Source organism: Prolixibacteraceae bacterium (genome assembly GCA_019720755.1).
Taxonomy (GTDB): Bacteria; Bacteroidota; Bacteroidia; order Bacteroidales; family Prolixibacteraceae; genus Halosquirtibacter; species Halosquirtibacter laminarini.
Genome location: CP081303.1, coordinates 2,199,462 through 2,214,448, shown reverse-complemented (window position 1 = coordinate 2,214,448; position 14,987 = coordinate 2,199,462). Strand labels below are relative to the sequence as shown.

Sequence of the window (14,987 nt, the reverse complement as noted above, 5' to 3'; positions counted from 1 at the left end):
TGTTTTACTAGTTCTTGTACTGATGGGGACAAAGCGTTATACTTTATCTTTAGTGATAGTGAATATTTTATATTATATTTTAAAATAGGTTTATTATTTCTGCTTGTGTTTTACATATAATATGTACATTTGTACTCCTTTTTATAGTCTAGCCTACTTGTCATGTAATCAATATTCTATTCTTATTGTAAATGAGAGGATAACTCTCTATTGCAGTGACGATAGGACGATGGGGATAGGGGGGTAGTACCTTTAATTTCTAAAATGATATGAAAAAAATTATTCTTTTACTTGCTGTATTGCTAAGTTTCTCATGCGGCAAAGACGACGGACTTGTAGTAACCAAACAATCTTCTTCATCTTCTACTACAACGACTACAACTGTAACGCCTGTTTCTCCTACAAGTAAGCCTAAAACAAAGGTTAAATTGAGTATTGCTTTGAGCGGTCGAAGTAGTTATTCTAATATCTATATTTCGCTTAGAAAGCAAAAGAATGGGAAAATCTATGAGTTTATAAAGCCTGTGGATGTAAATGGAAATTTAACATTGGATGTTTCAGATTATACGGACAAAACGGTTTATCTTAGTGTACATCACAAGGAGAATGAGATTTACAATATCATCAAAGAAGCGGATCAAACAGTAAGTATTGGCAAACAAGATGATAACCTAGTCATCCAATTACCAAAAGAGAAGGTCTATGATGTGACGATTACGGTTCTTAAAGGAGAAAAACCTGCTGCTGGTATCGCTGTATATGCTATTAATAAATGGCTGTGGAAATCCACAGACGAACTGCTTGCTAGTATGGGAACAAGTATTTTAAGTGCTTTCCCTACCGCAAAAACAGATGCACAAGGGCATGCTCTGTTTAAAGATCTATCGATCTCCATTTCCAACGAATATATATTTGTTGCGATATACAAAGATGTTGTAGCTACATTGGGTGATAAATGTATCTACGAGTCCGCAGCATTAGTGCTAAATGGAGAGAAACAGCAAGCTGAAATCAAGCAACAGTTAGGAAAACTGAAACTATATTTAGATACAAATTATCCTGAGTCTATTCAGTTTACATTAAAAACTTTAATGGCAAAAGATATCAATAAAAAAGTGTCGACGAGCAATGAAGTATTATTTGATGCAATAGAACCAGGAGAATACATTCTAACAGCAGTCAAAGGAGAAGGGTGTGTTACTCCTGAAGAGTCAGTATATGTGATAAAGATCGATGGAACTGAAACCAAAAAGCAGACTATCTCTTTTAAGAAGAACTTGGTGCTTAATTGTACTTCTTCTAACCCCTATACTGCAACAGTTACGGATTCTAATGGAAATAAAATAAGCTATAGAGTTGGTGGCAAACAAAAAATGATGATCAATGTCCCATTTGGAAAGGTGAAGATCGAAATCAAACAGATCAGTGGTTACCTCTTTTTTCCAACCAAAGAGTCCTATTCTAGGAGTGTTCGTTGTGGGGATATCCTAAGCGTAAGTTTTCCTTCTTAATAAGAAGTTATGGAATGCAAGAGGGAATGACCTTCTTGCATTTTTTATTTAATAGAGAATGTTGTCCTATGAAGATTGGGTCATTTATAACTCTTACATAGTAAGATCCAATATCTTTTTCAAATAAGAAAGAACCAATAAAATATAACTAGCGATGATGAAATACAGTATTGTGTTAGCCATGATTATATCCCTAACCTTCACTTCATGTAATAAAGAGTTCTATCAACTATATAAAGTAAAAGCGACAACCTCTAATTCTAATGATGAAAAGGATCTTGTATTTGAAGACGAAAATTGTATTGTTCGTTATGATCTTTGGTCAGAAGGAGGTAGAGTGTTATTTGAGATATTTAATAAAACGGATAAGGACATCTATCTTGATAAGTCAAAATGTTTTTTTGTATTGAATGGAAAAGCTTACGATTATTATCAAAATAGGTCTTACTGCTATGCCAATACGCATGTTTCTTCCAAGAAAAGTGTTGCGAACTATAAGAACTCCTATGTACCTGAAACAAAGCAATCAGATATGATGATACTAACAAACAGTACAAGTGTTCTTAAGGGCTCTTCTTCCTTAATAGTATATAAAGAAACTGACATATTATGTATTCCTTCAAACACGAGTAGAACTATTTCAGAATTTACACTACGAAATACCACTTTCAGAGATTGTGAATTGATGCAATTCCCTTCTCATAATAAAGTAAAAGCACTCTCTTTTGATGCCGATAACAGCCCTATTGTTTTTGAAAATAGATTTCAATATTATATTGAAGACTCTAAAACTCCAATAAGATTGAATAACAACTTTTATGTGGAGGAGATCGTAAACTTACCTAAGCCGGATGTGTTTGAAATGGAATATGAAGAATATTGTGGCGAAAAAAGTATGTATAAGATGCCTCACTTCAAAGATATCGCTTCGAACGCTTTTTACATTAAGTATTTAAAAACAGAAACAAAGTATAAACATTAATCTCTATATTATGCTGACAGAGAGTGAAATGGAAGAACTGAGTCCAGAGTCGGTCGAGAAGCGATTAAAGAACTTAAAGATGGCAAATAGAAAAGTATTCTTTCTGACGATATATTTTATCTTTGGGTTCTTTATATTGATATCAGGAGCGATTCATTCCGTTGATTTTCTGAAAAGTCTTCCCTCTTGGGTAGAAACTTTGTTATGCCCTCTATTTATTGTGAGCTTCGTGTGTATGATGTATCCTGCTCTAAAAGTGAAGGAAGAAGCAAAATCTGGTCAAGGATATTCGGCAGTTAGATATATCTCGTTAGACCATGCCGATGAGTTTAGTGTTTGTAATTATAGCAGGAAAGAGAACAACAGCAACAAATCCAATTTTCTTTATGTGAAGCTTTATAGCTTAGACCGAAGGGCTAAAGATTATGAATATGCTTTTGAGCAGATTTATCCCAATGAATTTCAGAATAACCAACATCTAGAGACCATAGAGCGTTTTTTAACCCAATTTAGAAGTCAAGCCATCTTGAAAGTGAATATTTATCATGATTCAGTAATTCAGGTAAAAGTAAAAAAAATTCCCTTAGAATGGTGTGTAAAAAAATACTGTAAACTACCTTTTAAAAAACGATTATGACGCTTTAAAATAGAATGAAAGTCCCGTCTTTTATGCTATCGTATTAGAGCATTCATCCTATTCTATTGATTTTATAGTAGATCCGTACTGTTTGCCCACATTCGTTTTTAATACTTCTGCATTTCATGTTGTATCCCATCAATCGGATTTGTTTTGAAACATCAATGTAAAACGATAATTGTTGTAATGCTCCCGTAATATTTCGATAAGCCTATACAATACCAATAGATAATTTTGTTTTTTCTAACTAAACGAATAATGATATATGTTGACAGAGAGCGAAAAAGAAGAACTTAGAGCTTCTTCAGAAGAGCGTCGACTAGAACTCTTAGAGAAGGTCAATCGTAAAGGGTGTTTTGTGGGAATATTCATATTCTCAGGAATATTTCTATTTATCATTGCCATGATATACTTCGATAATACTCTGAGAAAGATTCCCAATGATTTCATTCTTATGGGAATTATGCTGTTCATGCTTGTGCCCATGGTCATGGCTCTCAAAGTGAAAGAAGCAAGTGATAAGCTGAATTCTTATAGGGGAGACTCAGGGCTCTCGTATCGTTGGGGTATAGATATGGATGTGATAGAGGTTCGCAACTATAGTAGTCTGGGCAATAGTAGTTTGGGCGATAGTAGTCATCAAGCCAATTTTCTTTATATAGAGGTGAGATATGATGGAAGTTACAATGACGAAGAGTATAATGTAATAGAATATTATGAATATCTCTTAGAGCGGATTTACACCAATGAATATGAGAACAACCAACATATGAAGATCATAGAGAGCTTTGTAAAACAATTTAAAAATGACATTATATTGGAGTTGGATGCTTATGAGGATACTCTTAATGGACTGCTTGTCAAAAAGATACCTTTAGAAGAGTGTGTCAAAGAGTACTGTATGCTTCCAGTAGAAGAGTAATCTATGCTTCTATCCACAAAACGACGGTTTTCAATAAAAGTATTAGTGGCGAAATGATCGTATAATGGAGTGATAAAGGGAAAGTGTCAAAGGATGCGATGGTTACATAAAAAAGAGAAGTTATAGCGCTCACTGATGACTAACAGAATGGTTTGCCATCAGTGAGCTCTATACTTGCATTACTCATGTCGAAGTACTTCGATAGGATTTGTTCTCGATGCTTTGATACATTGGAACAACACAGCTATAAATGAAACGATCAATACTGCAATGAAAGGAATAAGATAGTTTGCTACTCCGATAGATACTTTAAATGCAAATAGAGATAGAAACAGCTCTCCAAAATAGAGAAATAGAGGGATCGAGAGCAGATAAGATCCAAATATAGGAATCATAAAGTCGATCACCTGCGATACAAATATCTTTTCTGTTGAGGCTCCATTGACACGACGTATCGCAAATTCTTTGGTTCTACTCTGAATGGTAAAGTTTGCAATAGCAAACATTCCAATCAGGGAGATGATAAGGGCAATGACCATCAGTGTATTGATCAATTTAGTTAGATTATTTAGATGCGAATATTTGGATTTAAAGGCCTCTGATATAAATTGATATCGGAATGGGATATTTGGATTAATCTCTTGCCACTGTTTTTCTACCCATTGTATACTTGCCTTTTTTTCATCTTTAGTTCGCACCATGATATAATCATAGGTGTTGATATTCTTTTCAGGAATGTGTCGGTAGACTATAGGATAATCTTCGGTTTGGTATGGATCTCGATGAACTCCTTTTGTTACACCTGAGATAATTACGGTTTTGTCGTTTATTTTCAATTTCTTTCCAATAGGATCGACAAGGTGTAATCGTTTCACAGCTGTACTATTTAATACCACCAACTCATTTGCCGTTCCTGTATTTTTAAAGCAATCGCCAACTACATGGATATCAAAGAAATCAAAATAGTTCTTTGAGGTCCAAACATATTCTGTATGTATCTCTTCCTCTGGTTTATTGAGAGGAGAGACCATGACTCCATCATTCCACGATGCCGGAGATGCTGTGGAATAACAGATACGAGTATTGCTGTTCTTCGGGTTCACCAAATGAGAGAATAGTTCATACTTATTCGAAATCTCTCCTTGTGCATGAAATATCAATACATTCTCTTTTTTTAGACCATTCTCTCTCTTATCAAGATAGTCAAACTGCTTTTGAACCAGTATCACAAACGATAATAGCGCGATGGATACCGTAAATTGCAAAACGAGAAAGATCTTCTGTACCTTTTTGTTTCCAATGGTTGTAGATTGTCCTCTGAGGCGATCCACCTCATTTCCATGTAATATTTGCCATACTGGATATAGAATACATAGCGTGCTGACAACTACGATCACGATCAAAAGAAAGCCCCAGAGTATTGGATTGGCAAAATCGAAATATAGGTTTGTGCTCATTAATTCATTAAAGGTAGTGGTCATCCATATGGAGATAAAAACCCCTACCACACAAGAGATGAACACATAAAAGAGTGATTTTTGATAGAGAAGCTTGATGATAGAGAATGTCGAAGCGCCATGAATACGTCGTATCGCAATGCTTTTTTGTTGCGATAATGCAGTAAACATAAAGAGGTTCGAAAAGTTAAGGCATGAGATGATAAAGATGATCGCAGCAACCCCCATGATTGCAAACAGTTGACGATATTGTTCTGAAGGTCCATATAGATGCATCTCTTCTATGGGTTGAAACGAGGCTTTCACTTGGTACTTCTTATCATCGGGCTCCTTCTCATAAATCTTTTGGGTAATGCTATTTGCTAGTTCTTCCCTGTTGGTGTTTGGAGTAAATTTATAGAAGGTGTAGAACCTATCAAATCCAGACCAAGTGGTTCGAGCCCATGGATATAGTTTATATACATAGTCCGTTGACCCCACCAAATGCAAACGAATACTTGAATTCACAGGCATCTCCTTCATGACTGCTGAGACATGAAAAGTATTGCCTTGAAAACGAATTCTTTTTCCTACCGCATTCTTCGTGCCAAAGAGCTTTAATGCAAGTACTTCATCTATCACAATATTATTAGGGTCGTCTAAACATGTTTTGGGATCTCCATATAGTAGTGGAAAATGAAAGAATGTAAAGAAATTGTTGGAGACCATCCCAATACCATTTTGATAGAACTGTTTGTTGTCTATTTCAAGTATTTTGTCTCCATCGTTGAAGACGGTGGCACACGCTTTAATATTGGGATACATTCCTGGGACTTCTGTGGAGAAACTAGGAGGTACAGAGATGTCTACATCCCTCTTTTCGTTATACACCCCTTCTGTTTTAACCAAGTAGATCTCTTTATAGTCCTCATGAAAACGGTCGAAACTAAACTCCATGACGGTCCACCAGCCAATGAGTATGACCACAGCCAAGCCTATAGCCATTCCTAGCAAATTTATGCTATTGGTTAACGACTCTTTTTGATAGTCTTGTATGATATGTTTTATCTTATTTTTTGTCATTGTAATATCTTTTTCATTGAAATAACCCCATCGTTATTCATAACGTAATACCTCTATCGGATTTGTTTTCGAAGCTTTAATACCCTGATATAAAACTGTTATTAATGTGGTCAGAACCACGATCCCTGCAACGATAAGGTAGATCATTGTGATATCTCGATCTATGAATGATGGATAGTCCAATAATGCTTATGCTGTTTGAGAGTATATCTTTCTTAAAATCCTTGATAAATTGCGTTATCATTCTTTTCATAATCGAAGTCTTCAGAGGAGGGCTTACACCTCCTTGTATTTCTCTACCACCACTTTTCCATCAAACATATGTACTACGCGATCTGCATAGCTTGCATCTCTGTCGTTGTGGGTGACCATCACCACCGTGGTTCCCTCCTTATGAAGTTCTGTAAGAAGTGACATCACCTCTTCTCCATTCTTCGAGTCGAGGTTTCCTGTCGGCTCATCGGCAAGGATAAGGTTGGGGGAAGCGACCACAGCTCTGGCTATCGCAACCCGCTGTTGTTGTCCTCCTGATAACTGTTTGGGATAGTGTTTGGCACGGTGGGCAATATTCATGCGAGATAAGAGTTCTGAGACCATGCGTTTGCGTTCGGATCTCGAACAGGAAAGATACTCTAATGGAAGTGCTACATTCTCTTCCACAGTCAAATCATCAATGAGATTGAAGTTCTGAAACACAAAACCGATCTTTCCTATTCTATGTTTGGTGCGTTCTCTTTCGTTTAGCTTAGACACCTCTTCTGTCTTAAGCAGGTAGCTCCCATCGCAAGGGTTATCTAGGAGTCCTAATATATTCATCAGGGTAGATTTTCCACACCCCGAAGGACCCATGATGGCTACAAATTCTCCTTGTGTAACATGGAAGTCAATACTATTGAGTGCTACGGTTTCGATCTCTTCAGTACGGAATATTTTGTGGATTGATTTCATCTGTATCATAGGAATGTTTTTTTAATTTATTAGTTTTAATAGTTGACTGTTTCCATACTTCTGGTATGGAGATATGATAATGGTCTCTCCCTCTTTTAGACCTGCTACTACCTCATAGTATTTGGGGTTTTGTCTTCCAAGTTTCACCTCTCTCTTCACTGCGCTATGGCCATCCTCCGATAAAACATATACCCAGTTGCCACCAGAATCGAGGTAGAAGGGACCTCTTTCTATTAGTAGCGACTTTTTTACACCTCCCAACTGCAAATCTATATAGTAGGATTGTCCTGTTCTCAATCTCTTTGGCTTCTCTTGGGTGAAGACTAACTCCGTTTTGAACTTTCCCTCCTTCACTTCAGGGTATACTTTTCTTACTTTCAGGGGAAAGGTCTCTTCTCCACGTTTTAAAGAGGCTTGTTGCCCCACTTGCACTTTGTCGATATAGTGTTCATCAATCAATGTTTCTAACTTAAAGTTACTAAGAATATCCACCTGTCCCAAGGTGGTTCCTTTCATTACAGACTGTCCCACCTCTATATCCAAAGTCGTAAGCTGTCCTGATATCGGTGCTTTTACATTCAGCGCCTCTTTGTGTTGTTGCACTAGCTTCAAATTCTCCTTCATATTTTCAAGACTATGCTTCATCTGCACTAATTGATTGGTACGATAGATGGAGTCCTGATATTGTCTCTCCTTATAGAGTTGGAAGCTTCGGACTGCAAAATCATAAGCCTCTTTTGATTCAAGATATTGATTTCTTGAGATCAAACTATCATGAAACAGATATTTATTTTGTTCCCATTGGCGTTGCTTGTTGACTATTTCAAACTCTAAGGTAAGAAGTGTTTTTTTGATATTCAATTTCTCCTGTTCCATCGTCACCATCGTATTGCGAAGGAAATTACTCTTCTCTGCCAATTGGGCTTCGCTATTCAGTATGCTCTGGTGTAGATCGGGATTGCTCATCTTGAGAATCACCGTTCCTTTCTCTACCATCGTCCCCTCTTCTACATACTTAGATTCTACTCTTCCTCCGATCCTTGCATCCAGTATAATGGTTGATATAGGGACTACTTTGGCATGGACCGAAATATAGTCGTTAAAGCTGCCTTGTACTACTTGCGAAGTGATTACTCGATCTCTCTTCTCCTTGAAAACATTCAGGTGTGATCCCCAAAGTACCCTATATACGGTGAACACTCCCAATACGATGGTCAGCGGAATAAATATATGACGCTTCTTCCATTTCCATCTTTTTTCTATTGTGCGATCCATAATGTTTATTTGATGATAAAACTCCAATCCCCTGTTTGGTAATATTTCAATAGTATCTGTTGTATGTCTACTTGATATTTTGCTTGCATCATATCAACCCAACTTTCTGCAAACTGTTGCTTGACCAGTGCCACATCTTGAGGGTTGACCATTCCAACCTTCATCTCTTTCTGCACTCTTTCTAGCTCCAAAATGCTATGCTTATAGAGTGCTTGTGCTGCATTGTATCTCTCTCGATCGCTTTTTAGCTGTTCCCACGTGTCATTGATTATCTGGCGAGTAACACGCTCTTTTTCTTTATATAAAGTTTGATCCATCGACAACTGAATCTTCGCTCTCTTCACATTCCTACGGCGACGACCCTTGTCGTATATCGGGATCGATAGCTTTAAATAAAGTTGTTGACTTTGATTGTTATTTATCTGTTCTATAAAGGGGTCATTCTTTACCCCTTCTTTGTTTGAATAGTAGTAGTTTGTCGCATAATATGCGCCAAAAGTAAGGGTTGGAAACTTCTTTCCTTTGACCATCTTAAGATACTTCTTATCCATCTCAATTTGGTGCATACAACTACTAAGGTCTGCCAAGTTAGAGGAGGGAGAGACGATGCTATCTAATGTGAATAGTCTGTTTTTAGAAGTTTCATCATCTACGGTAATCGATTGATCTAAAGAGAGTATCTGATGTAGCTGGTTCCTTGCAATCTGTTCTTGTGTAGCTGCCTTTACATATTTACTTTGATCCGACAGGTACTGGGCATAGAGCTTCTGTTCTTTCACTTTCGACTCTCTTCCTACCTTTACAAATTGCTGCATATCTGCATGTAACTTGCTGCTAATCCCTTTCTGTTTTTGTGCCATTACCTTCATCTGCGATGCCATCAACACTTGGTAGTATGCTTTGATGATGGTGGAAACTGTCTGATTCTCAATATGTCGTTTCTCATCATATCCTTGCAACACATTGTATCGGTTGTAGGCGATCTCATTGGTTCTGCTAAACCCCTCAAACAACACGATGCTCGTGGAGATACTTCCGTTGCTACTATAGTTGTGCGTATTACTCAGTTGATTGGTCTTCCCATCAATACTACGCCCATAGTCAGAACGCATATCTGCATACCCATATAGGTCTGGAAGTCGAGCCTCTCTACTCATCTTATAATCAGCCTCTCTCTTTCTCATCTCGAGCGAAGCAATCTGTATATTGGCATTATGTTTTAACCCATAGGTGATACATCTTTTGAGATCCCATGACTTCTGACCAATGGAGAGAAAGGGTAGGGTGGACAGCCATATGATTACGATATATTTCATTTTTTTTATTGTTGTTTGTAGATAATAATTCAATTGGCGTGCCAAAGTAGATAAGGTGTTGATAATGAAGGTTAAGATGTTTTGATATGTATCTTGTAGTGTAAAATAATTAGACACTAGATGTCTAATTATTTTACACCAAATTGCCATAACGATTTTTACCACAAATTACCACCACAATTTGCCATGTCAATTTAATGGTCTATCAATAATCGATGCTGCAACACTTGGGAACTAGGAAGCTTCTGCTTCCGTTGGTTGCAACGATATGATGAATACGATTGATTCAATGAGTATTGCACGAAGTCCTTAGACAATTAGGTTGCTGTATTTCGACAAGCTCAATAACCACCTGTCGAACCACAGGAACCAATTATTTCCACAGATCCCACAGATTCCCACAGATCTTTTAATGCGTAATATCTCCACCACATATTGGTATCAGAACCATGCAAAATCATCGTTGTAGCTGCAAACACATGTGTTTGCAGCTACAACACAACAAATTGTTGCAACAAATTTCCACATCTCCAAAAGACAATATTCACCCATCGATACTCCAATCCACTTGCTTTCGTTGGTTGCAGCCACACTATATCCCAACCCCTTTTTTCTAAATAAGAGTTGTTTTACATATTTAATCAAAGAATAGTTTTAATTGAGAATATTCTCATTACTTTTGTAGTGAGAATATTCTCAATTGAATATTTATAGATAATATTCAAAGCTTCCGTAGGGAGGCATGGGAGGGAAAATAGTTTAGGTAATGTTTACAAAAGGAGTTACTCCTTCTTTTATTATAGATTTTGTTTACTAAAGTATTTTGTCTTCTGAAGAGGTGCTATTCTTATTCTAATATAGGGATGATAAATCAAGAAGCACATAGTGATAAATAATAGTATTAATAAAACAAAAAAGGAGGTAATCATGCCAGGTTTAAACGGTAAAGGTCCTAAAGGACAAGGTCTACAAACAGGAAGAGGATTAGGTCGATGCAATGCAAACAACCTGAATCCAGATACTCAAGAAGCCACACAGGGCTCTCGTAGAGGAGGTAGAAGAAGATGCAGAAATGTCGAAGATGGAAATTCTGATAATAGAGGACAAGGCAGAAGAATGGGGTTCGGACGAAATAAATCTTAGTTTCTACATATTTAGTTGATTAAAGTTGCATGGACTATTCATGTAAATGATTAGTCATGAAGGTCGTTTGTACACATCTTATTTTATCTCTCTAGTACTGATATAAAATAGGTACAACGACCTTTTATATGATTTATAGTAGGGCCTTATGATAAACTGTAGTGCGCCATTAAAATAACTGTTGTCATATAATTGTAAAAAGTGGAAGATAAGCTACGCAAATACTAGAAGTAAACAATATTATTATTGGAATGGAGAGATGTAAAAGAAAGCTGTTAGCACAAAACCTTTTAATCATACTTTAACTAATAAATTACTTAATGACTGAATTATACACCGATCAACATAAAGCTATGATGCAATCTAATATTGATTGCGCTAAGCTACGAACCAATCGTATCGAAGAGATAAAAAACTTTGCACAACAGATGAAGTTTGAGCGTATTGGAATTGCGCATTGTATCACTTTTACCAAAGAAGCAAAAGTAATATGTGATTATCTATCTCAATTCTTTGAGGTGTTTATTGTCGATTGCAAATATGGAAACTTATGCAAAAGCAATATTCTAGGAGGAGACAGTCGACGTTTATTGTGTAACCCCTTAGGACAAGCTGTTTTTTTGAATCATCTTCACACAGAACTGAATATCTCGATGGGGTTGTGTGTGGGACACGATATGATCTTTAGTAAACATTCCGATGCCTTCGTTACGAACCTTTTGGATAAGGATTTTACCAATAAGCACAACCCAATGCAAGTAATCAATGAACTTAAATAACTTAAATATATTACAATGATCATAATTCCAGAAATTATAAAAGAGGAGTGGTTAAATAAGCAAGCCGCTATTGTTTTGACTACCATTTCAAAAACAGGAATTCCCAATTCAATATATGCAACCCAAGTCGCTTTATTTGGAGAGAATAAAGTGTTGATTGCCAACAATAAATTTCAAAAGACCCTCGAAAACATCAATTCATGTAGTGAAGCTACTTTGCTCTTTATAACCAAGAACAATAAATCGTATCAACTAAAAGGTACTATATCATACAAAACAGAAGGGGCGGAGTTTGACGACATGAAAGGATGGAACAGATCTGACTTACCAGGCTTTGGTGTTGCAGTTATTGAAGTAAAAGAGATCTATTCTGGAGCGAAGAAAATTGCTTAAGAACTTATCTTGGTGACTACAATAGGTGATTTAGAACAATCTACAAAGTCCATATGGGGGCATCCGCTTGTGGGTGCCCTCATAAGCGAGAATCGCATATAAATCATTGTATATCATTTGTTATAATTGTTTGCTTCACAAACAAAAAGGCACCCCCAATAATTCGTCAATATATCCAAAAATGTTGCATTAAGTCGTTCATTTCAAACGTGTTGCAATAAATGACAACCACATTGTTGGATATATCAGAACCTTGCAAAATCATCGTTGTAGCTGCAAACCCATGTGTTTGCCCTCATTGGGACAATATGTTGGCATACAACAAAATGACTTCTCAATAAACTACGATTACAAATATGGAAATAATATGATTGACACATCTTGGCAAACATATGGGTTTGCAGCTACCATACAACAAATTGTTACCACAAATTGCCACTACAATTCTCCATGTCAATAAATGATATTTCGATAATCGATGCTGCAACACCTGGGAGATAGGAAGCTCCTTCTTCCGTTGGTTGCAACGATATGATGAATACGATTGATTCAATGAGTATTGCACGAAGTTTCGTGCAATCTCGAAGCAGGAGCTTCGAGGCTCCCAGGTGTTGTCACAACAAATCACCAAACAACAAATTGCTCTAACAAATTAACACCCCAAAACTTGATTGACACAACATGGCAAACATATGGGTTTGCAGCTATCATACAAAAAATTGTTACCACAATTTGCCACTACAATTCTCCATGTCAATAAATGGTATTTCGATAATCGATGCTGCAACACCTGGGAGATAGGAAGCTCCTGCTTCCGTTGGTTGCAACGATATGATGAATACGATTGATTCAATGAGTATTGCACGAAGTTTCGTGCAATCTCGAAGCAGGAGCTTCGAGGCTCCCAGGTGTTGTCACAACAAATCACCAAACAACAAATTGCTCTAACAAATTAACACCCCAAAACTTGATTGACACAACATGGCAAACATATGGGTTTGCAGCTACCATACAACAAATTGTCACGTCAATCAATGAGAACATCCACCATCGATATTTCAAAACTGGCATCCCCTACGACCAGTCAAAACATAAAAAAAATGCCAAGACCTATTTGTTTAGATCTTGGCATGGATAGATTATCGCTTTTTACGATTTGGAATATGATTACACTAAAGAATTAAGCAATCACGTTCTATACTATTTAAATTTATATCCCAAATCCGCGATCTTCTGTTCTATCTTTTCTGTGGACAAATTTGTTCCTTTGACCACCGTTTTTCCTGTCTTCAAATCTACTTCCACCAAACCTACGCCTTCGATCTCTTGAAGGTTCGTCTCTACTTTTGTTTTACACTTATTACAACCCATACCAGAGATGGTATATTCACAACTGTTGTTGTAACTTTGGTTTGCTTTGGCTCTCTGCTTAAAATAGTGAATTGCTTTCATTAGATAGACACGAAGAAGCAGTGCTGCAAAGACAACTGAGAAGAGGATTTTCACTATAGATCCAGTCTCATGATGGTGTCCTACATGTGTCATCGCAAATGTAAACCATTGTGCTGGCAAAAGATAATCGATGGTAAGGCCAAAGAGTATCGCACCAAGCGTAATAGATAGCAGGTATACAACGGTCGCTTTCTTTCCGATGGTTTTTGAAAGTACTACCATTGTAGCGATATTGGTTGCTGGGCCTGCCATTAAAAAGACAAAAGCAGCTCCAGGAGTCAGTCCTTTCATAATCAAAACCGCAGCAATAGGTACCGATCCTGTAGCACAAACATAGAGAGGTATGGATGCAAGCAGTACGATCAACATGTTGGCAAGAGGCGAGAAGGATAGCTCTCCGAAGAAGTTATCCGGAAGAATCGTACTGATAAGAGCAGCCAGAATAAGTCCGATAATCAACCATTTAGAAATGTCTGCTAGGAATTCGATAAACCCGAAACGAAAAGTGCCGACCACTTTCTCTTTCAAACTCTTTGGTGTCTCTTCCTCTTCAACCTGGGTATGGCCTTCATTCTTCTCTTTGTCTACAATCTCGGTAACAGCCCCTCCGAAGATCCCTGTTACAAAAGCCGCGATGGCTCTAAAGATGGCAAAAGGAAAACCCATCAGAGAGAAGGTTGCTAAGAATGAATCGATTCCTGTCTGTGGGGTAGAGATAAGAAAAGAGTTGGTCGCTCCTTTGCTGGCACCCTGTTTATATAGAGAGAGTCCTGTCGGAATCACACCACAGGAACAGAGCGGGAGCGGTACCCCTAGAAGAGCGGCATTGATTACCGACTTTTTAGAGTTCTTTCCTAAATATTTCACCACACTCTCTTTCTTTAAGAAGTTGTGAAGCAAACCTGCAAAGAAGAAGCCAATCATTAGGTATAAGGACATCTCATTAAAGAGACGCAAAAACTCGCTAATGAACTTGGTTATATAGGACATCATAATCTTAAGTTTTAATATATGGGTGCTAAATGCAATAAACATTTTCTTTTATCACTGCAAAAATATTGGGCTTTGTTTTACTACACAATAGAGGTCTCTTATTTATAGCTTATTTAG

13 protein-coding genes are annotated in these 14,987 nt (G+C 37.1%); 7 read left to right on the top strand and 6 right to left on the bottom strand.

Annotated elements, in window-relative coordinates:
• The first annotated feature begins 269 nt into the window (after nucleotides 1-269).
• The 4 genes from K4L44_08830 (at nucleotide 270) to K4L44_08815 (ending at nucleotide 4,052) form a co-directional block, all read left to right on the top strand.
• Nucleotides 270-1,511 (top strand): hypothetical protein, encoded by a 1,242-nt coding sequence (locus K4L44_08830; protein ID QZE15920.1) that lies wholly within the window; start codon nucleotides 270-272, stop codon nucleotides 1,509-1,511.
• 154 nt (nucleotides 1,512-1,665) lie between these two features.
• A complete protein-coding gene (locus K4L44_08825) occupies nucleotides 1,666-2,493 on the top strand; it encodes a hypothetical protein (protein ID QZE15919.1) in 828 nt (275 codons plus the stop codon).
• 10 nt (nucleotides 2,494-2,503) lie between these two features.
• Nucleotides 2,504-3,130: a hypothetical protein gene (locus K4L44_08820; protein ID QZE15918.1), complete on the top strand. Its 627-nt coding sequence runs from the start codon at nucleotides 2,504-2,506 to the stop codon at nucleotides 3,128-3,130.
• Between the two features lie 265 nt (nucleotides 3,131-3,395).
• A complete protein-coding gene (locus tag K4L44_08815) occupies nucleotides 3,396-4,052 on the top strand; it encodes a hypothetical protein (GenBank protein ID QZE15917.1) in 657 nt (218 codons plus the stop codon).
• A 179-nt stretch (nucleotides 4,053-4,231) separates the two neighbouring features.
• Here the strand turns inward: K4L44_08815 and K4L44_08810 are convergent, their stop codons facing one another.
• The 5 genes from K4L44_08810 to K4L44_08790 all read right to left on the bottom strand — a co-directional run bounded on the left by K4L44_08810 (nucleotide 4,232) and on the right by K4L44_08790 (nucleotide 10,755).
• Nucleotides 4,232-6,571 carry an ABC transporter permease gene (locus tag K4L44_08810; protein ID QZE15916.1) on the bottom strand — a complete coding sequence of 780 codons (2,340 nt, stop codon included), beginning with the start codon at nucleotides 6,569-6,571 and terminating at the stop codon, nucleotides 4,232-4,234.
• 276 nt (nucleotides 6,572-6,847) lie between these two features.
• Nucleotides 6,848-7,528 carry an ABC transporter ATP-binding protein gene (locus tag K4L44_08805; protein QZE15915.1) on the bottom strand — a complete coding sequence of 227 codons (681 nt, stop codon included), beginning with the start codon at nucleotides 7,526-7,528 and terminating at the stop codon, nucleotides 6,848-6,850.
• 12 nt (nucleotides 7,529-7,540) lie between these two features.
• Nucleotides 7,541-8,794, bottom strand: a complete 1,254-nt coding sequence (locus tag K4L44_08800) for an efflux RND transporter periplasmic adaptor subunit (protein ID QZE15914.1) — start codon at nucleotides 8,792-8,794, stop codon at nucleotides 7,541-7,543.
• A 5-nt stretch (nucleotides 8,795-8,799) separates the two neighbouring features.
• Nucleotides 8,800-10,110, bottom strand: a complete 1,311-nt coding sequence (locus K4L44_08795) for a TolC family protein (protein QZE15913.1) — start codon at nucleotides 10,108-10,110, stop codon at nucleotides 8,800-8,802.
• A gap of 441 nt (nucleotides 10,111-10,551) precedes the next feature.
• Complete coding sequence (locus K4L44_08790; GenBank protein QZE15912.1) at nucleotides 10,552-10,755, bottom strand: hypothetical protein; 204 nt, start codon at nucleotides 10,753-10,755, stop codon at nucleotides 10,552-10,554.
• A gap of 282 nt (nucleotides 10,756-11,037) precedes the next feature.
• Between K4L44_08790 and K4L44_08785 the strand changes: the two genes are divergently transcribed.
• The 3 genes from K4L44_08785 (at nucleotide 11,038) to K4L44_08775 (ending at nucleotide 12,425) form a co-directional block, all read left to right on the top strand.
• On the top strand, nucleotides 11,038-11,253 hold the full coding sequence (locus K4L44_08785; protein ID QZE15911.1) for a DUF5320 domain-containing protein: 216 nt from the start codon (nucleotides 11,038-11,040) through the stop codon (nucleotides 11,251-11,253).
• Nucleotides 11,254-11,573: 320 nt separating this feature from the next.
• Nucleotides 11,574-12,032 carry a DUF1847 domain-containing protein gene (locus tag K4L44_08780; protein QZE15910.1) on the top strand — a complete coding sequence of 153 codons (459 nt, stop codon included), beginning with the start codon at nucleotides 11,574-11,576 and terminating at the stop codon, nucleotides 12,030-12,032.
• 15 nt (nucleotides 12,033-12,047) lie between these two features.
• Complete coding sequence (locus tag K4L44_08775) at nucleotides 12,048-12,425, top strand: pyridoxamine 5'-phosphate oxidase family protein (GenBank protein ID QZE15909.1); 378 nt, start codon at nucleotides 12,048-12,050, stop codon at nucleotides 12,423-12,425.
• Nucleotides 12,426-13,625: 1,200 nt separating this feature from the next.
• Here K4L44_08775 and K4L44_08770 read toward each other — a convergent pair.
• The gene (locus tag K4L44_08770; protein QZE15908.1) at nucleotides 13,626-14,870 is read right to left on the bottom strand and encodes a permease; all 1,245 of its coding nucleotides are present in this window, start codon (nucleotides 14,868-14,870) and stop codon (nucleotides 13,626-13,628) included.
• Nucleotides 14,871-14,987 lie beyond the last annotated feature (117 nt).